Below are 23,869 nucleotides of genomic sequence, written 5' to 3'. Positions count from 1 at the left end.
GTTCGACCGATGGATTCAGGATAACGACACACGCTAAAGACGATGTCTTCTACTCTCAATTTCGTACTTGGTACAAGACCGGAGATAATCAAGCTCTCTCCGGTTATTCGTGAATGCCAACGACGTGACGTACCGTTCTCCCTCATACACACAGGACAGCACTACTCCGATGAACTCGATTCGGTGTTCTTCGAGCAACTTGAGCTACCGACACCGGAGTACAATCTCTGTGTCGGATCAAGTACACACGGAGAGCAGACCGGGAAAATGATTGCCGAGATTGAGGCAGTGCTGGAGGAGGAACGGCCGGAAGTCGTGCTGGTGCAAGGTGACACCAACTCAGTACTGGCAGGGACAATTGCAGCGACGAAGATGGACGGAATCGAGGTTGGTCACGTCGAGGCAGGCCTCCGGAGCTTCGACCGGAATATGCCCGAGGAGGTGAACCGCCGGTTGGCCGACCACGCTGCGGACTACCTGTTCCCCCCGACAAAGACCTCGGAGAATCAGTTAATCGCCGAGGGCCTTCCCGAGGAGTGGATTACAGTCACTGGGAACACGATAGTCGACGCCGTAACTCAGAACGTCGAGATTGCCCACGAAAGAAGTGACGTGCTCTCCGAGCTTGGGCTGGAAGAGAGGTTCGGGCTGTTGACGGCCCACCGAGCCGAGAACGTCGACGATTGCGAACGATTCCTCTCCCTACTTGACGCCGTGTCGAAGACCGCCAAGCAACAGGGACTGGCGGTGGTCTACCCGATTCACCCTCGGGCCGAGAAGCAAATATCTGAGTTCGGAATCGACGTGCCTGAGGAAATCCAGCTCGTGGAGCCTCAGGATTTCCTCGATTTCCTCGTATTGGAGGACGAGGCGGAAATCGTCTTCACTGACTCAGGAGGAGTTCAAGAAGAGACGTGTATCTTGCAGACGCCCTGCGTAACCCTCCGTGACAACACCGAGCGCCCCGAGACGGTTGAGGTAGGGGCGAACCAGATTGTCGGCATCGAACCGTCCGACGTCGCCACCGGTGTTCGGGAGATGCTCAAGATTGAACCAGAGTGGGAGAACCCCTTCGGAGACGGAACGGCAGCGCAACGAATCCTCGACAAGCTTGGTTACGATCAGAAATGACTGAAGAACCACGAATATCGAACGACGAACCACGGATTTGCGTGCATGGACTCGGATACGTCGGGTTGCCAATGGCGGCTGTTCTTGCGAACTCCGGCTACGAGGTGGCTGGATTCGACGTTGACTCTGAGCACCGACGAAATTTACAGAATCGTGAATTCTCCTTCGAGGAACCGGATCTTCAACGGTTCGTGGACCGGGCGCTAGACGACGGATTGACCATCGTGAAGGAACCTTCGGTGGCGAATTTCCACATTATCTGTGTGCCGACGCCATACGACAAGGACCTTGATCGGACGGACCTTTCATATGTCAGGGCTGCTGGCGAGACGATAGCCGGGTTGCTGCGGACGGGCGACACAGTGATTCTCTCCTCGACAGTGCCGCCGGGGACGACCGACGGGTTACTCCGACAAGTACTCGAGCGTGAAGGATTGTCGGTCTCGGAGGACGTGTTGCTCGGATACAGTCCAGAAACGGTACTGCCTGGAGACACGCTTTCCGAGCTTCGGGAGAATGACAGACTTGTCGGTACCGTCGAGGGTCGGCCTCCGGATCGAATCGTCGCGCTGTACGACGCATTTGTCTCGGGAGACGTCCGAAGAACTGACGCCACGACGGCGGAGTTCGTAAAGCTGATCCAAAACGCCTCCAGAGACGTGAACATCGCATTTGCGAACGAGGTTGCGAAGTTGGCAAACGAATTTGGGGTAGATTCGCGGGACGCAATCGGCCTCGCGAATGAGCACCCACGCGTGGATATTCTGCGTCCGGGGCCAGGCGTTGGGGGGCACTGTATTCCGATTGACCCTCTGTTCTTGAGCCAGGGGAACGACGTACCCATGTTGATTGAGACCGCCCGGACGGTCAACGACGGGATGGTCGGGTTCGTAGTGAAGCTACTAGAGGCAGCACTTGGGGCGGTTGCTGAATCAACGGTGACTGTTCTCGGAGTCGCGTATAAGGGCGGCGTCGCTGATACGCGCGAGAGTCCGGCTCTCGCGCTAGTACACCAGCTTGAAGAGTCAAGAATAGGTGGGATCCGGCTCACAGATCCCTACGTGAAGGAAGCGCGGCTGGACCGGGATGTGCTGTCGCTTAAGGAGAGCCTTGCCGGGAGCGACGCTGCGGTACTCGTGACTGATCACCCGGAGTATGGCGCACTGAATCCGGCAGATTTCGAGGATTGGATGGACGGTAGTGTGATTGTCGATACGCGAGCGATGCTTAACGAGGAGCGGTGGGAGAAGGCCGGGTTCAAAGTTTATCAAGTATGACGCGATATGAGTGTGGACTTGGTATCAACGAATGGACACCGATTCAATGTTTATAGTGTGGAAAGAGACATGTTCCTGGAAATAAATTAATGGTTGACAGTTCATCAAACGTTCTGTACATAACAATCGACTCGCTACGTGCCGACAGAGTGGGGTTCGTTGGTGAAGAATCTGACACAACTCCTGTTTTGGATGGAGTCGCGAATGACGGGATGTCATTCGAATACGCGATTGCAAACGGGATTCCGACATACTACTCATTCAAATCGTTGTTAGGAGGAATCCAATCGCTAAGTCACGACCGAGACATCGGCTTGCCCGATACTGCGACATCAATTGCCGAGGTATTTCGTGAACAAGGATACACGACAGCGGGATTCAACGCAAAGAACCCCTGGTTGACCGAAAACTACGGATATGACCGGGGGTTTGATGAGTATCGGGACTTCATGTCGGACGATAAAACCCGATTCAATACCGGAGGAATCTCACGGAGATTAAAGCGTCTCGCCAAGCGAAGCGTCGCGTTCAGTGACACACTCACGGATACACTCGGACGGTTCGGTCGAATGGCGAATGCAGCGGTAGGTTCACAACCACTTACACCTGCCGAACCACTCACAGAAGCAGCGATTGACTGGTTGGAAGAAAGAGACGACGAACGCCCCTTTTTCTTGTGGATTCATTATATGGATCCACACTATCCCTGGATTCCTCCAGAAGATTACCTGCCGGAGGATTCAGATGTGAAGCTCTCCCGATTGGAAATCGGCCGAATCTGGCATACTGTCGCACACGAATATAAAAAAGAGCACGCTGATATTGATTCTGACATCGTCGCACAGATTCAACAACTATACGAGGCCGAGATTCGTCGCACCGACGCCGCTATCGGGAAACTTCTTTCGGCCTTGAAACAACAGCACGAATTTGAGGAAACGACCGTGGCTGTCGCTGGGGACCATGGTACTGAACTGCACGACCATGGCGGCTTTAGTCATGGCCCAGATACACTCTATCAAGAGATTATCCACGTGCCGCTCCTATTTCGGGGACCGGGAATACCAAGTTCAAATCGAGACGTTGCAGCATTGGTTGATATCCCTCGGACAATCGTTGAGGCCACTGTCGGCGACGAGGCACTTCCAGAGACCTTTGAGGGGATTAATCTCTTGTCGGAAGAACGAGTCGGTGTTTCGACTGAAGTCGTTTATAAGTTTGATCCGGCCCGTGGAGAGAACAGCGAAAACGGAGTCTTACAAGCAAGAACTGAACCGCCGTGGAAACTGATTCGCAACCAACATACAGAGTCACTGGAATTCTATAACATAGAAGATGATTCTGATGAGTGTGCTCTCATTCAAAATGAGCAAGAGAGACGGAAGACTCTCGAATCCAAACTTAACGATTTTCGAGAGTTCATAGAACAACGAAATCGGACAGTGGCTGAGAAACAGCGCGTCCGGGAGCGCATCGCGGAACTCAGAGAGGAGGGGGAAATTTGAGATGAAGTCCCGAAGAGACCGTTACCGTTTACTCGCCAAGACTGCCGCCAGAAAGAGTCCGCGACAGTTCGTTGGAATCCTCTCAAGGAAAGCTCGCAATCGGATCATTCCACAATTACCGATTGATGTCGATGAACGATATCGACGGAAAGTTCCTGAAGAGCTAGAGACGGACTTTGGGTCTTTGAATACCGATCTTCATCGACTGCGCGCTTCTCTTTCCAAGGAAGAACGGGAACGTTATCGACAATTGAGCTCCGAGTTCGCCAATGGCTCTTTAACTTTCTTAAATAGGACGCGTGAGATACCGAATCCAACTGATGTCAAACCTGATGATGACCGGCTCTCGGATCTCCCCCGTCTCTGGTTTATAAAGTTGGCTTCCTTCGAGCCATTTCTCTGGGGTATTCTGGGGTACGAAAGCCCTGGCGAGAATCCGGAGTTCGCTACCCGGCTTGATTCCTGGCTTGATTCGTCCGTCCGAAGAGAACGAATCGGGTCCCGACTTGGTTACCTTCGAGGGTTTTGGGCACCATACGCTGTTTCACTCCGAATCATTGCGCTCGCCAGATACGGGGCATGGCGGAATGGACTTTCTGACACTGAAACCCGATTTCTATTCAAGAATTTGTTGTTTCTAACGAGTAACGTCGAATATGACGTCGGTGGCAATCATTTGATTGAAAACGGAGCAGCACTTGTCATTGGAGGATGTGCATTCTCAGATGCAGGGCGGAGATTCGTTGATCAGGGATTAGACGTGTTGAGGGAAGCGGTTGAAACACAATTCCTTGACGATGGGTACCACTTTGAGAGGAGTCCGATGTACCATCTTGCAGTAACGGAACGATTGCTCTCTGTCATTTCTGTGCTCGGGACCAGTAATGTCGATGTTCCGGAGTGGTTAAATGAAACAACTGCCGACGCATGTAGTTTCATCGAGTACATTCGTCCCGCTGACGATCGAATCCCACTGCTAAATGACGCAGTGTTTAATCAGACACACAGACTCGAAACGATGCTAGCCTACGCCTCCTCGATTGACGTTGACGCTGGGTCTCGAAATACGCCTGGAAAATCTGGTCTTTATTGGTTCGATACGGCTCAAACGAGGTTGTTGCTTGATGCTGGCAACTCGGGACCAGTGCATCAAATGGCCCACACCCACAACGATCCGTGTACGCTTCTCATTTGGGAAAACAATCATCGAATGGTCACCGATACTGGAGCGTACGATTACCAACCGGGAGAGAAACGTTCTGTCGCCCGCAGTGTGTCCTCTCATAATACTGTCCAGATAGGCGAGTCAGAACCTGTCGACTATGGTGGACGATTTCGGATGAGTGATTCGATTTTGACTACTACCACGATGTCAACCCAAGGGGAAATCACTGCACTTAGAGCTGAATACCAGGGAAGGAAAAGAGAATCATATCATCATCAACGAACGGTGTACGTTGGTGATGACTGGTTACTGGTCTGGGACGAGATCGATTCGGGAACTTCTCCTTATATCAGCCGGCTACACGCTCACCCGGAAGTTTCGATTGAACAGAATTCAACCATCACGCTAACCCACGGGAAGGGAAGTATACTACACGTCCACCCAGTGGACACATACGAAGTGGTTATCGAAAATGGACCGTACTTCCCGGAATTTGGAGTACAGAAAGAACGTCCTGTTGTGGAACTGCAATCGGAGTCCGGAGGGTTCGGGTATTTCGTCCTGAATCGGGACATCGAACCTAAACTCGAACGTGCCAATTCGGAACCAGCTTTGGTTCGTACCGACAATCAAACCCAAGTGCTACCACAGATGGAATTATGAAACCGACGACGCTTGCTCGGGCGATATATCGGGATCTTCAAGACAAAAAGACTGTACCACGGTCGGACGAAGAGCATCTCTCTGCTGCGATTAATTGGTTGTATCGAACCCAGGATGTAACCGGATGTGGAGGATCAGCAGCGTATTACAGTTTGCTCACTGGCTGGGCCGGTCCGTATCCGGAAACGACTGGGTACATCATTCCTACGTTCTACGACTATGCGGAGTACGCGGACTCAGAGGAGGCGCATGAGAGGGCAGGAAGAATGGCTTCTTGGCTCCTCAACATGCAACTCGATAACGGGGCGTTTCCGTCTGGTATTAATCCTGGTCCGAAAGCTGATCCGAGCGTGTTCAATACTGGTCAGATCCTTTTCGGCCTTGTTCGTGCATACCAAGAGACCGGTGACGAAGAGTACCGCACTGCTATTGAAGATGCCGGGCGCTGGCTCGTTAAGGTCCAACACAAGTCTGGGTACTGGGATCGATACGATTACCGTGGGGAAATTCATTCATATTGCTCTCGGGTTGCATGGGCGCTACTTGAAGCCGAGCGACAGACTGGAATCGACGAATTCAGAGAAGCAGCTGTTTCGAACTTGGATTGGGTGGTCTCTAGACAGACAGGCAACTACTGGTTCGAAAACGCAGGGTTCTCAGAGGGCGAAACCCCGTTCCTTCACACGCTCGCTTACACGATTCGAGGGCTGCTTGAAGGTGGACTGATTCTCGACAACGACACGTACATCCAATCTGCGAAAGCCACGGCCGACACCTTGCTCGATCTTGGAGACCCTGCCGACCCGCTCGACGGGACATTCGACGAATCTTGGACGGGTGCTGATTTCTCCTGTCTTACAGGGAATGCACAGACGGCGCTCATCTGGTTACGACTTTACGAAAAGTTCGGGAATCAACGATACGTGGATGCCGTCGCTGAGGAGATTAGGTTCCTGAAAACACAGCACATGTTATCTGGGCCTCCAGAGGTTTGCGGTGGAGTGCAAGGGTCGAATCCGGTGTGGGGACCGTACCTCCGGTTTCGGTACCCCAATTGGAGTGTGAAATTCTTCCTGGATTGTTTACTGCATCCTTGCCGGAACACTGTGTGAACATAGTATGGCTCCAATCAGAGTAATGATTCGTATATTGAGACTAGCAAATCTGCTTCTTGTTCCCAATTGTATCGCTCTTCCACCAGTTCGCGCCCCCGATTCCCCATCTTTTCAAGTCTAGTAGAATCCGAAATTAGTTCCTCGATGGCGTCGGCCTGTCCTTCTGGGTCTGTTTGTGAAACAAGGCGACCGACCTCTCTAGAGATGTACGGCCTGATTGATTGAGCGTCTGTCGCTACAACTGGAGTCTTCGAGTACATATACTCGAATATCTTTGTGGGGAGTGCGTGCTCGCATCGTTTCTGGTCGACTAAACACAATCCCAAGTCCGCGCAGTTGAGGTACGAGAATATGTCCTCGTATGGAATCCGCCCCACGAAATGGATGTTCTCCTGAAGATTATGATTGTCGATGAACTCCTTAGCTGAGCGCTCGTGGTGTCCCTCATTGAACGACCCTAGCATCCATAGTTCAACGCTTGCCCCACGGTCGGAGAGTTCTCGAACCAGATGCAACATTGGCATCAGACCGTGGATGTGTTCGAAACTCCCAACATACACCAGCGTTATCTCCTTTGATTGTTTGATTGGTGGACGTCCTATGGATATATTTTCCGTCTTCGGGTAATTGTGAATAACTTCGACGTTTTCGTGCCCGAATTGTATAAATTGTTCTGCGATGGACTCCGTCGTCGTAATGACTCTGTCGAGGCGGTTTGCGAACGCGGACTGAATCAGAGGGAATGTCTTGGAGATTGCAGGACGAATCGGGCCTGGAATCCACTCACGGTACTCGATTGCATTGTATGCATAATCTTCGTGTGCGTCGTAAATCACGTGGGCATTGGTTGTTCGCTGCAACATAACGCCGATGGGGAGGAGTTCGGGATCGTGAAAATGGTAGATGTCGCTATTAAGGCTTCGCGCGATAGTGTATGCTCGTGGGAGGTGTGCCCAGCGCTTGTACCGTGTTTCAGCTTGCCCCAGAGACAGGAACTCAACGGCGCCTTCGTGATTTTCGGGGGGATCGTGAGCGACCATCGTCACATCGTACCCGGCATTGGAAGCTGCCTTCGCCTCCTTGTGGTAAACTCTCGTATTTAGGGGATCATGGACAGTTGAAAGGACACAAATTGAAGTCATAGTTGAGCTATCTCTTGGGGGACCAAACTATGTTTCGAATTTCCCAGTCAAGAGAGACTGTGAGACGTTGAGAATAGGTCTTCACTATTATAATAAAGGAGGATAATGAAGACCGCAAAGAAAATTCCCCCAGTAAGGAAGGTAGTAGTAAGGCCGTGGTTCATGAGCGAAAATATCGGGGTGACGAAGACACCGATCGCGACTATTGGGACGTCCCGTGAAATTGATTCAATGATGACGAGTAACACCCCGAGAGCAATTGAAAACCCAAGAACACCAAGCACTCCGAGATTCATATACGCATCGGATAGATAAGCAGTACTTGTCCAGGCGATGTCTCCACGAATGAGAAGAGGCGACGGGGAATTATATGGAGATGAAACAAACGGAACAAAGCCAACTTCCCCTAACTTCATATATGGATTTTCAGGCTTTGAAAAGAAAGTGTAGTAATCAAACTGAATCCGGGCGGGAACGAAAAATATACGCCTTGCAAATATACCCAAAAGCCGAATATGACCGGTGAAGACATGAAAAAGATATAGTGAAACTAATCCAACTGTTGTGGCCTTTAAAGTGAATGGGAAAAATATCTCCCTTTGTGAAGAAATAACTGTGAAAAACACCATAAGTGGTATTAACAGATAAAAAGTATCAGATGTGTAGCTGTATAAAACTGCGTTTGAAACAATTGCCATCCCCGAGATCCAATATCGTTTATATAGAATACCGATAGTCAAGAAGAATGGGGCAATGACTCGCGCATGCCAGTTTACTACATATCCTATAATCGGATGACCGAAATCAACTGCATCCCGACGCGCTGCTACCGCTCCAGAGTCCAGCAAGACCACACCTAATGATGGTGGATCATTCAGGAGGAATATCGTGATGAAGGCCAGTCCGGAAAGGCCGAGGCAGATTGACAGGATTGTCTCTCGTCCGAACGTCCGTTCAATTAAGAATGAGTTGGCCGCCAGCTGTGGGGCGGAGCGGACGATTAAACAAGTTATAAAGAAACCCATGGTTGCTTGATAGAAATAAAGGCGTGGTGCATCTGTTAGCCAGTAGAAACTGACAAGGGGAAGAATCAATATCATTAAGATTATCTTGAGGCCGGTTGAGGCTGGTGATTTTTGTCTTTCTGGCACGAAGACTGCTAAGACAGTCAGTACGACGACTGCTTCAAACAGCTTGAGGTGGGAAATATCCAAAGGAAGCCACAGATAATCAAAATATTTGTGTACGAAAACCACGTATAGGTATACGAGAACCGACTTGAGGCAGAATATGAGTTTAATCTCGTAGACTCTCTGTTTTGATATCGTCAATTGAGGATTTCGGGGCAACGAAAACTGAAGCGGCATATCTTTCTCTCCCTGCCTCTCTGACATTCTACTGCTTATGCGAAAGCTGAGGAACGCTAAAAGCCCTTTCGTTTGGAACTTATAGAACTTGAGACTGTCCAATCTGTTCCTTCATAAGACTCAGCGGCCGTGGTGAATCGCCAGACGTCGCTTGATTTCACTCGTTCACAGTCTGCTTGATGTTGTGGACGACACACATCACCACGAGTTCTCGAAACTCACCGTACCAGGTTCGCGCACGCACGGCGTCGCCGAGCGTGCGCTTGATCGTGGAGAAGACAGTCTCACACATCGCTCGTTGGCGGTAGCGAGGCCCATCGACCCGCGCGTTGTGTGCGTGGTCGATGGGCTGGAAAACCCGATGTTTGATCAGCGGTCTCACGCCTTCTTCCCTGAGGTTTTCGCGTAATTGCATCCAGTCGTAGCCTTTGTCGGCGGCAAGGCTGGTCAGGTCGCCCGCGTTGCGGCGGGCGACCTGCCAGCCGACCTGTGTGTCGTGTGGTTTCCCGGTGCTGCAGTGCACGTCGAGGATCGCTTGTGTTGCTGTGTCGACGAGCGCCGTCGCTTTCAGTGTCTGAACGCGGTAGTTCGTCCGGCGACAGTAGTGCTTGCTAGCGTTTTCGCGGTCGAAGAACGTTGCGTCGATGGCGGCATGCCCGCTCGGCTCGTGGAGCTGCGCCGACAGGCGCAGCAGCACGCGCCAGAGCGCCGTCTTGATCCTATCAAACCACTTGACTAACGTCGAATGATGCGGGAGATCAGCCGCCTCAAGCCCGATCTCCCTGAGTATTTGGGGCATCTCACTCAGCAAATCCACCGACACCCTGTACGATTTCTCCAAGTAAACCCGCAGACAGTGCAGCGACACCACCGCGTAGTCGGCGAAGCCGCCACCCCCTTCGGGGGCGGCGACTTCACCTCGCCCACCAACAGCATTTTTAGCTAACCGTACCGCCTTCTCTGTGAAGCGGGAGATCTTCGACATAGAGCATCGGCGGTTTCCCGCTTCAACTTCCTAGTTTTGACGGTCGAAGTCAACGCCGTCTAGTGATTCACCAGAGCCGACTCAGCTGTAGTTATCGGGGATTCTGCCCCCAAGAGACGACTCGCCTATTCGATCCATATCTTAGTTGGGAATCATCTGGCGGTTCAGAAGGCCAGCGGTAATAGAAAGTCCTCCCCATACGATAACGGCGGCAGCGATTACAATAAATAGCGAAATCCATCCTGTTATCTCATTGCGCAGAATCAGAACAACCAGCGTCATCACCGACGTAATTACAAGTATTTTCGTCATACTTCGGGCAACGTACTCATATCGAATACTGACATCGGAAGAGACTAGATGCATATTGTAGATTGCATAGAGCATCTGTGCCGCAACCGTAGAATAAGCAGCTCCCACAACGCCGATCCGTGGAATTAGTGCTACGTTCAATACGACGTTTAACAAGGAAACTGCACCCTTTGCGTATGCACGGGCCTTTGCTTTCCCGAGAAAGTCTAGAACGTTCGCCATCACTCTGTTTCCTGAGGACAGAATCAGATAGAGTGAAAACACCTGAATTACGGGAATTGCACCCGAATACTTTAAACCGAACACAATGGTGACTAACGGCTCAGAGATGAGAACAAGCCCTGCTGCTGCGGGTATATAAAAAAGTAAGAAGTTCACAACTGACAACTCAAACATCTTTGAGAGCTTCTTATTGTTATTAGCTGCTTTCTCCGCCGCGAATGCCGGTGACAAAGTGAACCCAAGTGCTGCAGCAGGTTTCTGTACGAATATCACAACCTGCTTCGAGATGACGTAGTAGCTGACGGCAACCGGAGTCAGGAAGAACCCAACAAGTACAGTGTCGATTCGCCGATCAAGTCTCCCTGCTGCTTGGGTAATTGTTAATGGGACCGAATATTCAAATATACGTCGTCGCAAACCAGTTTCGATGGGAACATTATCGGTTTTGCTGTACTTGCGGTATACGAGTGCTAAGCCAACTAGACTGCTAACACTAGCACCGAGAACATATCCAATGATTCCACCCTCTGCTTGGAAACCAGCAGCAACCAAAACCACCGCAAACACAAGCTTTCCGATATCAAAAATGACTTTGACCATAGACGCTTGAGATATCTTCTCAAATCCCTGCAGGATTTTTCTAGAGTATCGAAAGAGCGTAAAAAACAGGATATATGGTGCACCGAGCAGGAGTACCATCCCAAGGCCTTTTTCACCGAGCAACATATACAAATTCTTGTTTAGTATTATGACAAAAATTGTGATTGTTGTGGATAATAATAGACAAATTTTGAATGATATTGAAATTATGTGGGGGATTTGACCTTCATCTTTTTGTCGATACTCTGAGATATATTTGGCTGCTGAGCTAGCTATTCCAAGTGAACCAAAGAGTCCTATTAGACCGAAGATACTAATCGAGAGGTATAGAAGTCCATAGTCATCTGCACTGAGTAACCGAGCAAGTGAAATTAACAAGAGGGCACTTGAAATACCATTTACGATCTGTGCAGTCAGTTCTGACTTAAATCTACGAATGGTTCCAGAAGCCAAATATTTAACACCAGATATTAAACCTACTGGGGTTTGACCCGCCCAAGGGTTATTTATTCGCCGGTCCTACACCGGGGTATGGAATCCCTCAATATAGATGTACCGGACCGCATTTTGAGCCGGATAGAAGAGCGGGTAGAAGAAACAGAATTCAGATCAACAGAGGAGTACATCGTATTCGTATTAGGAGAAGTCTGTGAAAACAATTGCGGGCAAGAGCGGTCCCTCAATTCGAATCAAGACGTAGAGGACCGGTTAGAATCACTCGGATATTTGTAACTATGCTTCTCTGGGCACTGTCTAGATAAGCCAGTTTGAGAAGCGAGCAAGTCCTAGAGTTAGTGACTAATACTACTCTCAGACTTGCTCAAACAGAGTTTAGACACGGCGACGCTTGAATGTTGGCAGCGAGAGAGGACCGCAACGCCCGTCAGGGCGTTCGCCGTCCGACTCCATTCAGCAGGACTTTCGCTCAGAGAAACAGAAGCAGTTCTTCGGTTAATTGGTGTAGAACGGTCGTTTCAAGCCATTTCTCAGTAGGTATGTCGACCTTCTGATAGCGTTTCAAACCCGCCGAAGGCGAGGCGGGTCGCGGTCGACGAGACCGCTATCAAAATCAACGGCGAATGGTCTTGGCTGTATGCTGCAATAGACCTCGATTCAAAGTTGATCCTTGACGCCACGTTGTCCAAGCGCCATGGTACGAATCCGGCAGCTGCGTTCCTGTTTGGACTCGCTGAGAAACACGAACTCTCAGACGCTGTGTTTCTAGTCGATTAGTTCGGCTACCGGACTGCCCTTGCTCGGTTGGGATTGAAGAGTCGGGTCGACTACACGACCGAAACCTCCTCGAAAAGTGGTTTCAGACACTGAAGATTCGAGTCGACCGTTTTCACAACTCATGGGTGGGCAGTCCGCTGAGAGTTCGCCGGTGGCTTGCGATGTTCGTGCATTACTACAACGTTCAGCGACCCCATCAGTCGCTCGGTGGAAGAACGCCAGCTCAGGAGTTTAACTAGACAGTGCCCTTCTCTGAGATAGTTCTCTTCAGGGGTATTCAATACCCGCTATCTATGATTGATCCGACGGTTGTGCCAGCGTTTGACAACACTGTGTCGTCCGAATCAAGATTGCGGACTTGTATCTCATAGGTGTTTGATTCATCTAATTCGACAGTTCTAGATATACTGATTGTTGACTGATATACACTGTCGGCAGAATCCCTTTCTCGAATGACGGGAGTGCCAGTCACGGTATCGTAAAATTTGATTTCGATGTCGTCTCCTTCACTACTCTCAAACCCTGCGGTGGCTCCTATCGAATATGTCTTTGTGGTATCCGGACTGAAGCAATTGCCCGTTGAATCCCACTCTCCACGGTCGTTTTTGGCAACGTGGAAAGGTATCGTAGTCCACTCCCCACTGCTAATGGAGAGGTCAGTCGTTAATTCAAGCTGGACGTTTGTCGTCTCCGGTCTTACTTCTGGTTGTAATCCGCGTATTGAATTGTTGGTCCTTGTGACTATACCACCGCGTTCTTCAACATACAGCGGACCGGAGACCGCCCCGTTACAATTTTCAATATGAATCCGGTGCCCAAAGAAGGCACGCGCAGCATGTACTGCAGGCGAGACGAATGTACAGTTTCGGATACTTGTGAAGCCCGCGTAGCCATCAACTGCGGCTACAGTCCCCAATGAATCGTCGCTATGTAAGATACAGTCTTGAATTGAGAGCCCACCGTGATAATTCACAATCTTTGCGTTGATATCCATTCCTTGAATGACACATCGATACGGATGACCACCAATAAATGCGAAGTTGAGTTGTGGTCCTCCGGTTATTTCCACGTTAGATGGATTATCAGGGTCACCAACCATCTCAAAGAAATTCTCTGGACCCCGGTAGTTCATTAAATGTGGTGCGCTTCCAGGCGGGTTGTCGTCGTCACTTTCTGGAACGTTCCCAACCCACAAATAGGAGCCATTTGCCACATAAATACGGGTCTTATGTTGGATGATGTGCGGAAGCCGGTTAAAGACCTCTTGGAAGGAGTAAATTGGGTCCGATTGCGTTCCAGCGGCGTCGTCGCTTCCATCTGGATCAAGATATAGTTCAATCGGCTCTCTTGAAACGAGATCTCGGCTCGGAGTGTTGTTGAACTGGAATTGCGTGATTAGGTTTCGTATTCGCTCTGTACTCACCGACTCAAATTCTCCCTCCTCAAATTTGACGGGGACTCTGTTCCCATCGCCATCGTAACCGACAATTTTGCCGTTCTCGTTCCGAAGTACTATCTCTTTAGTCATTCTGACTCGCTAAGTCTTATGCCAGCATCCTCTTCAATGGCGAGCCTGCCGGTTTCTTCCCAAATTATGCATTGATACAATCTCCGTTGGGGTCTCCTTTTATCATTTTTTTGGATTACAAAATCATTTGAGGAGTTAAATTTGCGCGCCGGAGTGCGTACTAGCTTTGCATTTGATGTAATAGAAGTGGTAGTCTTGGAAGGGATAACAAACGGACTCCTACAACTTTGTGTCTGCGTCGTCTTTGAGTTGGCGATAGTCAATCTGTTTCCAGCCTCATCACATCCAATCAGAACGGCGGCGCCAGTCACAGCACTTAAACCCAATAAATCTCTGCGTGAGGGATTAATAATTGGTTTCATGATGATGAAGAACACACTACTGGTAAAAAGGATTGCTACTTACGAGGTTCAAATTTTAAGCGTTCTTTAGAATTCATTATGTACCGTATAGTACTCAGACTTCGAGTCTGGATAGATAACGACTTGTAGCATGAAAAGAGAGTTTGAAGAGACTATGGCAGTACTGGTGACGGGTGGTGCGGGTTTCATTGGTTCACACCTTGTAAACTACTATTTGAGGAACACTGATAGCAAAATCTTCCTCATCGATAACATCTCTACCGGGCAAAAAGAGAATCTACCCAAATCGTCACAGGTGGATTTAATTGAGGGAGATGTCCGTGATAGTGCGCTCGTTGAGGATATAGTTAGACGTTCAGACGTTGTCTACCATCTTGCTGCTGCAGTAGGAGTTGAGAACATCGTCGAGAACCCGTTAGATTCGCTTCAAACGAACATCGAAGGCACTCAGAACGTTCTTGATACTGCTGCAGGTGATGGGACACCCGTATTCATCGCGTCGTCGTCGGAGGTGTACGGGAAGTCGCCGGAGGTGCCCTTCAGTGAGGATGATGACCGCGTTGTCGGACCCACCACTGTCCCGCGGTGGGGGTATGCGAACGCGAAGGCGTTGGACGAGTTCTACGCGCTCGCGCACCACGAGGAGAACGATCTCCCGGTGGTCGTTGGGCGGTTCTTCAATACGGTGGGGCCGCGGCAGGTCGGTGAGTACGGGATGGTGGTGCCGACGTTCGTCGAGCAGGCGCTCGCTGGCGATCCGATCACGGTGTACGGTGATGGGACGCAGACGCGGTGCTTCACGCACGTTCGGGATGCCGTCGAGGCGGTGCACGAGCTGATGAACACACCCGCGGCGAACGGGCACGTGTTCAATATCGGGTCGTCGCAGCCGGTGAGCATCAACGAGCTCGCGGAGCGCGTGCTCGAAATCACTGGCTCGGATTCCCGGGTCGAGCACATTCCGTTCGAGGAGGCGTTCGACGAGGACTTCGAGGAGCCGACGCGTCGCGAACCCGACGTCTCGAAGCTCCGAGAGACGATTGGGTGGGCGCCGGAGACGAGCCTCGACCGCATCCTCGAGGACGTCGTCGAGGAGCGTCGCGAAAACGTGGAGGCGTCGTCGTGACCGCCGAGTCGCTCCTCGACCGGATTGCGACTCGCGAGGCAACTATTGGCGTCGTTGGCCTGGGGTACGTCGGCTTGCCGTTGAGCCTCTCGTTCGCCGAAGCCGGGTTCGAGGTTCGCGGGTTCGACATCGACGACTATCGGATGGCGGAACTCGAGGCTGGGAGCAGTTACGTCGACGACGTCTCCGACGACCGACTCACTGCGGGGTTGGAGCGCGGGTTCGCGGCGTCGACGGACGAGGTGGTCGTCGACGACTGCGACGTGTACGTCATCGCCGTGCCGACGGGGATGCACGGCGGGGAGCCGGACATGTCCGCGGTGGAGGCGGCGGCGAGGACGGTCGGCAATCGGTCGGGCGACCGCGAGACGCTCGTGGTCGTCAGCTCGACGGTGTATCCCGGGGCGACGAGAGAGGTTGTCCGACCGATCGTCGACGCCGGCCGGAGTGCGTCGACGCACTACGCGATGGTCCCGGAGCGCCTCAATCCAGGTGGCGGATACGAGTTCTCTGAAATTCCGCTCGTGGTCGGTGCGGACAGCGACGTGGCGGGTGCGACCGCCACCGAGCTCTTCGAGGCGGCCGTCTCGAACACGCATCCCGTCGATTCGACGGAGACGGCCGAGCTCGCGAAGACACTCGAAAACACGTACCGGCTCGTGAACATCGGCCTCGTTAACGAACTCGTCAGGCTCGCGGAGGGCCTGGACGCCGACGTGTGGGACGCAATCGACGCGGCTGGCACGAAACCGTTCGGGTTCCAGGGATTCCATCCCGGACCCGGCGTCGGCGGGCACTGCATCCCGATCGACCCACAGTTCCTCTCGTGGCGCGCGGAGGAACTCGGCACCGAGCTGTCGCTGCTCGACGGCGCGCAGCGGGTCAACGACCGGATGCCGACGCTGGTCGCCGACCGCATCGAAACGACGCTCGCGGACCACGACGTCGACGCCGAGGAGGCGTCCGTACTCGTGCTCGGTGCTGCGTACAAGCCGAACGTCGGAGATACCCGGAACTCGCCGGCGCTTGAGGTCGTCGCGGAGCTATCCGACGCACTCGACGTCACGGTCGCCGACCCCCATACGGACTCGACCGAGGTCGCTCGCACGCTCGTCCGGGACCTGTCCCCAGAGACGATCCGTTCGGCCGACATCGTCGTGCTCCTCGTCGACCACGACGCGTTCGACCTCGACGCCGTCGGTCGCGAGGCGTCGCTCGTCTTCGACGCAAAGAACGCCATGGACGACGGCGTCGCTGCGGAAGTCATCACACTGGGAGAACTCGAGACGGACGCGACAGCAGACGTCCCCCGAGAAGAACCGGAGACGGAACAGCTGTGATCTCGCGGCGACGCGACTCCTTCCGGGTCTGCTGATCAGTCGTCCTCGTCGCCGTCGGCTCTCGCGAGCGACAGGACGTCCTCGAAGACCTTCCAGAGCTGTCGAACGACGATTCTGATGTCGTACCAGAATCCCTGGTTGCGGATGTACTGGAGGTCGTACTTGATCTTCTCTCGGGGGTTCTGGCTGTTGGCGTCGTTGATCTGCGCGAGCCCCGTGAGCCCTGGCTTCACGAACCAGCGTTTGCGCCACTGGGCGGTCTCGGCCTCGAAGTCGTCCTCAAGTTCGGTCTGTGCTGGCCGTGGGCCGACGACGCTCATCCCGCCGGTGAGGATCGACCAGAGCTGGGGGATCTCGTCGAGGTGCGTCGCTCGAAGGAAGTTCCCGAGTGGCGTCTCGCGGTCGCCGTCGAACGTCGTCCCGACCTCGCCCTCGGGGTCGGGTTTCAGCGTCCGGAACTTGTAGACGGTGAAGGTCTCCCCCAGGAGGTACGTGCGGTCCTGGCTGAACAGGATGGGGCCGTTCCCTTCCAGCTTGATCGCGAGCGCGATCACCGCGATCACGGGCGATAGTCCGAGGAGTGCGAGGCCGGCGAACGCGACGTCGAACCCGCGTTTGAACACGTAGTCCTGGATGTCCCACGGTTCCACCTGGACGTCGACGAGCGTCCCGAAGTCCCCTTCGGCGGTGAGTACCGAGTCCGCGTGGTCGCGGTGGACCTTCGCGGCGACGCCGTGCTCGTAGCAGGCGTCGAGTGCGCCGAAGAACTCCGCGCGGTCGGTGTGCTCGAACGCGAGGACGACCGTGTCGACGTCGTACTCGACGAGGACGTCCTCGATCCGCGATAGGCCACCGAGACGCTCGAGTTCGACGGTACCACCGTCCGTCGCGGTCGTCGTCGAGACGGACTGGGTTTCGTCTTCGAACGCGATTGTCGGGCAGAGGTAGCCGAGCAACGGCACGTCGACGTCGTTCGCCAGTGCTTCGATCTGGCTGGGGTTGTCGCCGACGACGAGCGCGCGTTTGCCGCCACTCGATGGCCGACGACGGATCCACACGAACCACGCGGGGAGTGCGACCAGGAGGATTGGTGCGACGCCGAGCAGGGTGAGTCGCGGGAGCTTGTACGAGTAGTCGAAGTACCCGATCGCTGCGAGCGCGAAGAGGGCGACGACGACGCGCTTCTGGGAGAGCGCGATCGTGTCGTATATCCGGCGTGGCCGCGGCTTGTACAGCGGGACGAACGCGGCGGCGACGACGACGACCGTCGTCGCAGTCTCGATTACCCCCTCGACGCCAGTCGGCGGATCTGCGGAGAGTCGCTCCAGTACCGGGAGTGAGGCGAGCAAGGACTGTACCAGGGAGCTGTTGACGAGCGTCACCGCGAACGCGGTGAGTACGACGACGCCGACGACGCTCGCGCCCCGGTACCGCCAGCCTCCATTCATCATGAGTCGGGTGGACGCGATTCGGTTTAAACCCTCCGAAGGTGTCGGGAACCCGAAGTCTCGGCCGGTTCGAGGACCCGGACCGACAGCCAGAACCACCGAAGCGACGCATTGATTACGTGAGTCGAACAGGTGTCTGCCATGGATACCGCTCGAGAGGCGAGCGACCTTCTCGACGACCGACCGGACCTCGAACCGGCTCTCGAAGCGGTCCTGGACGCCGATGCGCCGTGGACGTTCGACGACGTCGACGTTGACTCCGGCGAGTTCGGCGAACTGGTCTCGCGCGGTCTCGTCGAGGAGGTAGACGACGGGTATCGAGTCGTCGACCCTGCGAGCATCGAGCGTGCTCTCGACGGCGAGATCGAGGACCGACCCGGACTCGGAGATGCTGGCGTCGAGATCTCGTGGCCGACCGTCGGTCGGCTCGAACTCGCCGGCCTCGCCGGCGCACTGCTGTTCGTCGTCGCACTCAGGCTCGTCTCGTATCCTGCAGTGTTCCAGGGGGATGCTGTCGTCCTCTCCGCGAACGACCCGTACTACTACCGGTACTGGCTGGAGCAGTTGTTGACGAACCCGGAGACGACCCTGGAGACGCTCCCGCTCACCGTCTCGACGGGCGAACCACTCATGCTCGGGGTCCTATGGGCGACGACGCTCGCCTTCGGTGGGACGACCGCCGTCGCCGGCCAGGTCCTGGCGTGGTTCCCGGTCGTGTCCGCGCTCGTGACCGCGGGTATCGTCTACGCTGCCGCCCGCTCGGTCACCGAAGACCGTCGAATCGCGCTCGCCTCCGTCCTCATGCTGGCGGTCTCGCCAGCCCACGCGTTCCGGACGAGTCTCGGGTTCGCGGACCATCACGCGTTCGACTACCCGTGGCTGGCACTCACGCTCCTCGGCGCGATACTCGTCCTCTCCTGGGTGCGGTCGAGCGCGGACTCGAACGCGACGGTCGTCGGTGGCGTGGTTGCGATTACGGTCGGGGTCGCCGCGCAGACGCTCGCCTGGGAGGCTGGGCCGCTCCTCATCGTCGCACTCGGACTCACGATCGCCACGGTGACCGTCACCCGGGTGGCCCGCGGCGAGTCGGTCCTCGCTGCTGCAGGGCCGATGGTCCTCGGGGTCCTGCTCGCGACCGCATGCACGTGGGTGGTGCATACGGAGCTCGGCTGGCACACGACGCTCGTCGTGAGCGCACCACTACTGCTCGGCGTCGCGAGCCTCGGCGTCCTCGCGACTGGCGTGCTCTGGAACCGCACCGACCTGCACGTCGCGGGACTCGTCGTGGTCGACTTCGTCGGTGCGGCCGTCGGCGCGTTCGCCTTCCGCTCGCTGCGGCCCGACCTCTGGGAGCGGATGACGACGCAGGTGACCGAACGACTGCTCGCCACCGAGAACATCGCCGAGTTCCAGAGCCTCTTCGGTGACGCCGCCGGCTGGCTGCTCCTGTTCGGATTCCTGCTCTTGCTCGCACTCCCCTACATGGCCTGGGCGTCCACGCGGCTGCTGGACGACGCCCGGTGGACGCCACTGGTCGTCTACGGCTGGTACTTCCTCGTGCTCGGAGCCATCAGCGTCCGTTTCGCCGGCCAGCTCTCGATCGTCGTCGCCGTCTTCGCCGCCCTCGGCTTCGTCCACCTCGCGGAGTGGATCGACGTCGCGAACCAGCCCGCGCCGTTCTCGAACGAGGTGGTCGATTCCCTCCAACTACCGGACAGACGGCAGGCGTTCGCACTCGTCGGGCTCTTCCTCCTCGTGACCGCACTCAGTATCGTTCAGGTCCCGGTGAAGACGAGTCAGATAACGCAGACGAACGACGGCTACGAGACGGCCGCCTGGATGGCGTCGCACAGCGAATCGGAAGGACTGGAGTATCCGGAGAACTACGTCCTCAGTCAGTGGGGCCACAACCGGATGTACAACTACTTCGTGAACGGCGAAGCGAGGTCCTACGGGTACGCTCGGAGCAACTACGCGGACTTCGTCACGTCGACGAACGGGACCGCGTGGTACGAGCGACTCCGTGACCGCGTGGGCTTCGTCGTCACGACGCGCGACGTTCTCACCAACGAATCCACGCTCGGCACGCGGCTCCACCGCCACAACGGCAGCCGAACGGACTCCAGTCCAGGCGTCGGCCACTATCGCCTCCTGCACGTCGAACAGGACGGGGCGTACAAGGTGTTCACGCTCGTACCAGGCGCCGAGGTCCGTGGACGAGCCGACCCCGGGTCGACGGTGACGGTTCGAACGACCGTCTCGCTGGACTCGCACTCGTTCGAGTACGTCCGAGAGGCGACGGCCGACGCGAACGGAACGTACTCCATCCACGTCCCGTACGCGGGCACGTACAGCGTCGCCGGGCAGTCGGTCACCGTCCCGGCGGAAGCGGTGACGGAAGGTGCGACGATTCGGGCCGGAGAGTCCTCCCAGAACGCCACGCACCACCGGAGCCAACACCCGTCGGCCGCAGGACCGTCGGCATCGAGTCCATCGTCGGCCGACGGCTCTCCGAGCGACCGCTTCCCGGTCGAGGACGTGCTGGAACGGACGATAGTGTAGCCTCGCGGAACCGCTGGCAGTTGAGCGCGCGCCACTCCCTCGGTCGGGTCGATGTCTTCCTTCGGTGGAACTATCGGAAAGCAGGAAGACTTATCCTCGTCAGTCGGCAGGTCATAGCTGTGACCCTCCGCGGCCTCTCCATCCCGCTCTTCGCGGTGTTCGTGGTGGTCGTCGCGGTGGCGTTCGGCCCTGCCGTCCCCGGGGTCGCGTTGTCCTCGCCGCAGTCGTACGAACCAGCGTCCGGTTCGGTCGCGGTGAGCGTCTCCACGATGCCGGAGGGGTTGACGCTCGAACGCAACGGATTCGGGTCGGGGACGTACGAGCTCCAGTCGAGCACGGTCGAGACGAACGTATCGAGCGTCTCCGGGAATCCACTCGTCGTGTACGACGTTCAGATTCCCGGGCTCGAGTACAACAAGGAGACGTATCGGATCCTCTCGCCGGACGTAACGGGAAACCTGACGATACGAGCGACGTCTGACACCATCCAACCGAACCAGGTGACCGAGGAGTCCTACGCTGCGACGGTGACCGTTCTCGTTCGGAGCGACGCCGGCTCGCGCGTGGTGGCGACGCGGAACGTGACAGTCGAGGTCGACGGATGACCCGAACTGGCGACGGACGCATCGAACGCTTCCGACGTCGAGTGCGTCACTCCGCAACTGCGCTCCGCCGCGTCCTGTTCGGAGACGGACTCGGCGTCCTCGTGTTCGCCGTTACCGTCCTGTTCGTTGCGTCCTTCTGGCGGATGGACCTCGCGATCAACGACAATCAGACGCTAGCGAACGGCGTCCGCGCCCTCACGAACGGCCACCTCCGGATACTCGACCCGCACTTCGGCGGCAATAACGGCATCGCACCGGGAACGAAGTACCACGACGGTGCCCGGTACGCACGCGAGTACGGCCTCGTCGTCCCAGCGGCCATCATCTCGGTCCTCCTCCACTCGCTCGCGCATGTCCTGAGTCTCTCCGTGCTGCTCGTCGGTGCTTGGTGTCTCCTCGGCGTCGTCGCAATCGACGAACTGACCGACGGCCGACGGTACGAGGACGAACTGCGCCTCGGCGCGCGACTCGGTATGGGTGTCCTCTTCGTCGGGAACGTCCTCCTCGCAGCCCCAATCGACCCCGTCACCATCCCCGTCGTCTCGCTCCAGCTCTGGACGCTCCTCTGCACGGGCTTCGTTGCCACGCTAGCGTACCGGCTGTTCGAACTCGAGCTACCGCGACGTGTCGCTGCCGCCGTCGGCGTCGGCGTGGTCGTCGCCACACCGGTCGGGTTCTGGGCGACCGTCCCGAAACGGCACGTCGTGGTCGCGCTCGCAGTCCTCGTCGCGGCGTACGCCTTCGCGCGCCAACCGTCGGTCCGTGGAGCCCGAGGCCGCCTCCTACGGACGGTCCCGTACGCCACTGCCGGACTCCTCGCGTGGGTGCATCCAGGCGACGGCGCTATCTTCTTCGTCGCGGTATGCGTCGTCGACGTCGTCTTCGGTACGGCCTACGACCGGGCGCAGGTGACACTCGCGAGTGGAGTCTTCGTCCTGTCGTTGCTCCCGTTCTTCGTCACGAACCTCCTGGTCTCCGGGAATCCCGTTCGACCGCCGCAGTTCCTCCCGCAGTACGATGGGCAACCACTCGGACGTGCGGTCCCCGACGAGACGACTGGGGAGACCGGTGGTGGTGGCTCGGGAACCGGAACGCCCTCGGAGACGTTCGTCCCTGGCGTCCTCGCTCGAATCGTGGTCGAAGCTGCCGTCGCCGCTCTCACCACTGCTGGCGGATTCCTGCGTAGAGCAGTCCGGTACGCTGAGGGCACGTTCTACGTGTTCGTCGACTCACCACAGCGCGTCTTCCAGACGTTCGTGCGGTCTGGGTACGTCGAACGAGCGGCTGTACGTGGCGCGAGCTTCTCGTACAACCTCGCGTACCTGGAATCGATGCCGTTGCTCGGTCCTGCCGTCCTCGGCACGATCCACGCGGTCCGGCACGCGGAACCCTTGCGGCGCGTGGCGAACGGCGGGTCGTTGGTCTTCCGGGATGCGGATGCGTCGACTCGCGTGCTCGCGCTCGCAGGCGTGTACTTCTCGCTCATGGTCCTGTTCTACCAGGAACGCCTCCCCTTGCACTCGACGTTGACCGTTCGGTTCCTCGTCCCGACGATGCCGCTCGCGGTGTACGCCGCACTTCGCCTGCCAGCACTCCGGAACGTCCTGCTTGAGCGCTTCCGGACGGTCGGGATGGCGTACGCGGTGACGGTACTCGTTGGCGGCGAGCTGTTCGCTGGCGTACTCGTCCTCTTGTCGCCGACCGTCGGCGAGGCCGTGCAACTACACGCACTCGTCGCGCTCGCGATGGCCGGAACCCTCAGCGCCTGGTGCATCGTTGTGTCCCTCGACGGTCGGTGGCTGTCGACGCGGAACGCAGGCCGCGTCGGTGCCGTCCTTCTCGGGACGACCGCTGGAACCACCACGGTCTTCCTGCTCCTCGCCGGCTGGATGCACTTCCCGTACGGCGAGTACGCGATCCCGATCTTCGACGCACTCTCGGAGCTCTTGCGGTCGTGAACGCGACGAGTGCGGGACTGAGACGTTCTCGTGGCACTCGACAGCGAGGTGGTCGCTGCACCGGAGCGGTCGAGGGCCGTTCCAAAGTGGGTTTTCTCTTTGGGTCGTAATGTCGACCTAGCTCAGCTGGCTGTCGTTCTCGCGTCCCTCGATGTAGTTTGGTGTTCCAAAGGAGCCCTGTCGCGTCTTCGCGTCTTGGTCTCCTGGGTGTGTCGAAGCCAAC

General features: G+C 55.9%; 17 protein-coding genes and 1 pseudogene. 11 read left to right on the top strand and 7 right to left on the bottom strand.

The genetic code is table 11. The features are described from left to right. The first annotated feature begins 42 nt into the window (after window positions 1-42). The 5 genes from wecB to LI336_RS16960 all read left to right on the top strand — a co-directional run bounded on the left by wecB (window position 43) and on the right by LI336_RS16960 (window position 6,853). Window positions 43-1,131: a non-hydrolyzing UDP-N-acetylglucosamine 2-epimerase gene (gene wecB, locus LI336_RS16980; RefSeq protein WP_227134355.1), complete on the top strand. Its 1,089-nt coding sequence runs from the start codon at window positions 43-45 to the stop codon at window positions 1,129-1,131. Continuing rightward, window positions 1,128-2,408 (top strand): nucleotide sugar dehydrogenase, encoded by a 1,281-nt coding sequence (locus LI336_RS16975; RefSeq protein ID WP_227134354.1) that lies wholly within the window; start codon window positions 1,128-1,130, stop codon window positions 2,406-2,408. The genes wecB and LI336_RS16975 overlap by 4 nt, the downstream gene beginning before the upstream one ends. An 89-nt stretch (window positions 2,409-2,497) precedes the next feature. Further along, window positions 2,498-3,913, top strand: a complete 1,416-nt coding sequence (locus tag LI336_RS16970) for a sulfatase (protein WP_227134353.1) — start codon at window positions 2,498-2,500, stop codon at window positions 3,911-3,913. 1 nt (window position 3,914) lies between these two features. Further along, on the top strand, window positions 3,915-5,741 hold the full coding sequence (locus tag LI336_RS16965; protein ID WP_227134352.1) for a heparinase II/III family protein: 1,827 nt from the start codon (window positions 3,915-3,917) through the stop codon (window positions 5,739-5,741). Then, window positions 5,738-6,853, top strand: coding sequence for a prenyltransferase/squalene oxidase repeat-containing protein (locus LI336_RS16960; protein WP_227134351.1), 1,116 nt, complete (start codon window positions 5,738-5,740; stop codon window positions 6,851-6,853). The genes LI336_RS16965 and LI336_RS16960 overlap by 4 nt, the downstream gene beginning before the upstream one ends. 17 nt (window positions 6,854-6,870) lie before the next feature. On the opposite strand, the gene LI336_RS16955 is transcribed toward LI336_RS16960, so the two are convergent. The 4 genes from LI336_RS16955 to LI336_RS16940 form a co-directional block, all read right to left on the bottom strand. Next, window positions 6,871-7,998 (bottom strand): glycosyltransferase family 4 protein, encoded by a 1,128-nt coding sequence (locus tag LI336_RS16955; RefSeq protein ID WP_227134350.1) that lies wholly within the window; start codon window positions 7,996-7,998, stop codon window positions 6,871-6,873. 47 nt (window positions 7,999-8,045) lie between these two features. Then, window positions 8,046-9,392, bottom strand: coding sequence for a hypothetical protein (locus LI336_RS16950; protein WP_227134349.1), 1,347 nt, complete (start codon window positions 9,390-9,392; stop codon window positions 8,046-8,048). 130 nt (window positions 9,393-9,522) lie between these two features. Then, a complete protein-coding gene (locus LI336_RS16945) occupies window positions 9,523-10,350 on the bottom strand; it encodes an IS5 family transposase (protein WP_227134348.1) in 828 nt (275 codons plus the stop codon). Between the two features lie 141 nt (window positions 10,351-10,491). After that, complete coding sequence (locus LI336_RS16940) at window positions 10,492-11,937, bottom strand: flippase (protein ID WP_227134347.1); 1,446 nt, start codon at window positions 11,935-11,937, stop codon at window positions 10,492-10,494. Between the two features lie 348 nt (window positions 11,938-12,285). On the opposite strand from LI336_RS16940, the pseudogene LI336_RS16935 reads away from it, so the two are divergent. Beyond that, a pseudogene (locus tag LI336_RS16935) lies at window positions 12,286-12,956 on the top strand (IS6 family transposase). A gap of 38 nt (window positions 12,957-12,994) precedes the next feature. Here the strand turns inward: LI336_RS16935 and LI336_RS16930 are convergent. After that, window positions 12,995-14,245, bottom strand: a complete 1,251-nt coding sequence (locus tag LI336_RS16930; RefSeq protein WP_227134346.1) for a hypothetical protein — start codon at window positions 14,243-14,245, stop codon at window positions 12,995-12,997. Next, window positions 14,242-14,607 carry a twin-arginine translocation signal domain-containing protein gene (locus tag LI336_RS20435; protein WP_227134559.1) on the bottom strand — a complete coding sequence of 122 codons (366 nt, stop codon included), beginning with the start codon at window positions 14,605-14,607 and terminating at the stop codon, window positions 14,242-14,244. Before LI336_RS20435 ends, LI336_RS16930 begins: the two co-directional genes overlap by 4 nt. A gap of 130 nt (window positions 14,608-14,737) precedes the next feature. On the opposite strand from LI336_RS20435, the gene LI336_RS16920 reads away from it, so the two are divergent. Together LI336_RS16920 and LI336_RS16915 are read left to right on the top strand one after the other, a co-directional pair. Beyond that, the gene (locus LI336_RS16920) at window positions 14,738-15,733 is read left to right on the top strand and encodes a GDP-mannose 4,6-dehydratase (protein ID WP_227134345.1); all 996 of its coding nucleotides are present in this window, start codon (window positions 14,738-14,740) and stop codon (window positions 15,731-15,733) included. Further along, on the top strand, window positions 15,730-17,073 hold the full coding sequence (locus tag LI336_RS16915; RefSeq protein ID WP_227134344.1) for a nucleotide sugar dehydrogenase: 1,344 nt from the start codon (window positions 15,730-15,732) through the stop codon (window positions 17,071-17,073). Before LI336_RS16920 ends, LI336_RS16915 begins: the two co-directional genes overlap by 4 nt. A 35-nt stretch (window positions 17,074-17,108) precedes the next feature. Here LI336_RS16915 and LI336_RS16910 read toward each other — a convergent pair whose 3' ends face one another. Then, window positions 17,109-18,521, bottom strand: a complete 1,413-nt coding sequence (locus LI336_RS16910) for a sugar transferase (RefSeq protein WP_227134558.1) — start codon at window positions 18,519-18,521, stop codon at window positions 17,109-17,111. A 141-nt stretch (window positions 18,522-18,662) separates the two neighbouring features. Here LI336_RS16910 and LI336_RS16905 point away from each other — a divergent pair, with 141 nt between their 5' ends. From LI336_RS16905 to LI336_RS16895, 3 genes are all read left to right on the top strand, one after another. Further along, window positions 18,663-21,083, top strand: coding sequence for a hypothetical protein (locus LI336_RS16905; RefSeq protein WP_227134343.1), 2,421 nt, complete (start codon window positions 18,663-18,665; stop codon window positions 21,081-21,083). 119 nt (window positions 21,084-21,202) lie between these two features. Then, a complete protein-coding gene (locus LI336_RS16900) occupies window positions 21,203-21,688 on the top strand; it encodes a hypothetical protein (protein ID WP_227134342.1) in 486 nt (161 codons plus the stop codon). Continuing rightward, a complete protein-coding gene (locus tag LI336_RS16895) occupies window positions 21,685-23,646 on the top strand; it encodes a hypothetical protein (RefSeq protein ID WP_227134341.1) in 1,962 nt (653 codons plus the stop codon). Before LI336_RS16900 ends, LI336_RS16895 begins: the two co-directional genes overlap by 4 nt. Window positions 23,647-23,869 lie beyond the last annotated feature (223 nt).

Origin of the sequence: Halorubellus salinus, assembly GCF_020567525.1 — an archaeon.
Taxonomy (GTDB): Archaea; Halobacteriota; Halobacteria; order Halobacteriales; family Natrialbaceae; genus Halorubellus; species Halorubellus salinus.
Note: the sequence above shows the minus strand (reverse complement) of the source record. Positions and strands in the feature narration are given on the sequence as shown.

What these genes read in the sequence shown, in the direction of transcription:
- wecB (WP_227134355.1), top strand. Translation starts at nt 43, where the DNA reads ATGTCTTCTACTCTCAATTTCGTACTTGGTACAAGACCGGAGATAATC.
- LI336_RS16975 (WP_227134354.1), top strand. Translation starts at nt 1,128, where the DNA reads ATGACTGAAGAACCACGAATATCGAACGACGAACCACGGATTTGCGTG.
- LI336_RS16970 (WP_227134353.1), top strand. Translation starts at nt 2,498, where the DNA reads ATGGTTGACAGTTCATCAAACGTTCTGTACATAACAATCGACTCGCTA.
- LI336_RS16965 (WP_227134352.1), top strand. Translation starts at nt 3,915, where the DNA reads ATGAAGTCCCGAAGAGACCGTTACCGTTTACTCGCCAAGACTGCCGCC.
- LI336_RS16960 (WP_227134351.1), top strand. Translation starts at nt 5,738, where the DNA reads ATGAAACCGACGACGCTTGCTCGGGCGATATATCGGGATCTTCAAGAC.
- LI336_RS16955 (WP_227134350.1), bottom strand. Translation starts at nt 7,998, where the DNA reads ATGACTTCAATTTGTGTCCTTTCAACTGTCCATGATCCCCTAAATACG.
- LI336_RS16950 (WP_227134349.1), bottom strand. Translation starts at nt 9,392, where the DNA reads ATGTCAGAGAGGCAGGGAGAGAAAGATATGCCGCTTCAGTTTTCGTTG.
- LI336_RS16945 (WP_227134348.1), bottom strand. Translation starts at nt 10,350, where the DNA reads ATGTCGAAGATCTCCCGCTTCACAGAGAAGGCGGTACGGTTAGCTAAA.
- LI336_RS16930 (WP_227134346.1), bottom strand. Translation starts at nt 14,245, where the DNA reads ATGACTAAAGAGATAGTACTTCGGAACGAGAACGGCAAAATTGTCGGT.
- LI336_RS20435 (WP_227134559.1), bottom strand. Translation starts at nt 14,607, where the DNA reads ATGAAACCAATTATTAATCCCTCACGCAGAGATTTATTGGGTTTAAGT.
- LI336_RS16920 (WP_227134345.1), top strand. Translation starts at nt 14,738, where the DNA reads ATGAAAAGAGAGTTTGAAGAGACTATGGCAGTACTGGTGACGGGTGGT.
- LI336_RS16910 (WP_227134558.1), bottom strand. Translation starts at nt 18,521, where the DNA reads ATGAATGGAGGCTGGCGGTACCGGGGCGCGAGCGTCGTCGGCGTCGTC.
- LI336_RS16905 (WP_227134343.1), top strand. Translation starts at nt 18,663, where the DNA reads ATGGATACCGCTCGAGAGGCGAGCGACCTTCTCGACGACCGACCGGAC.
- LI336_RS16895 (WP_227134341.1), top strand. Translation starts at nt 21,685, where the DNA reads ATGACCCGAACTGGCGACGGACGCATCGAACGCTTCCGACGTCGAGTG.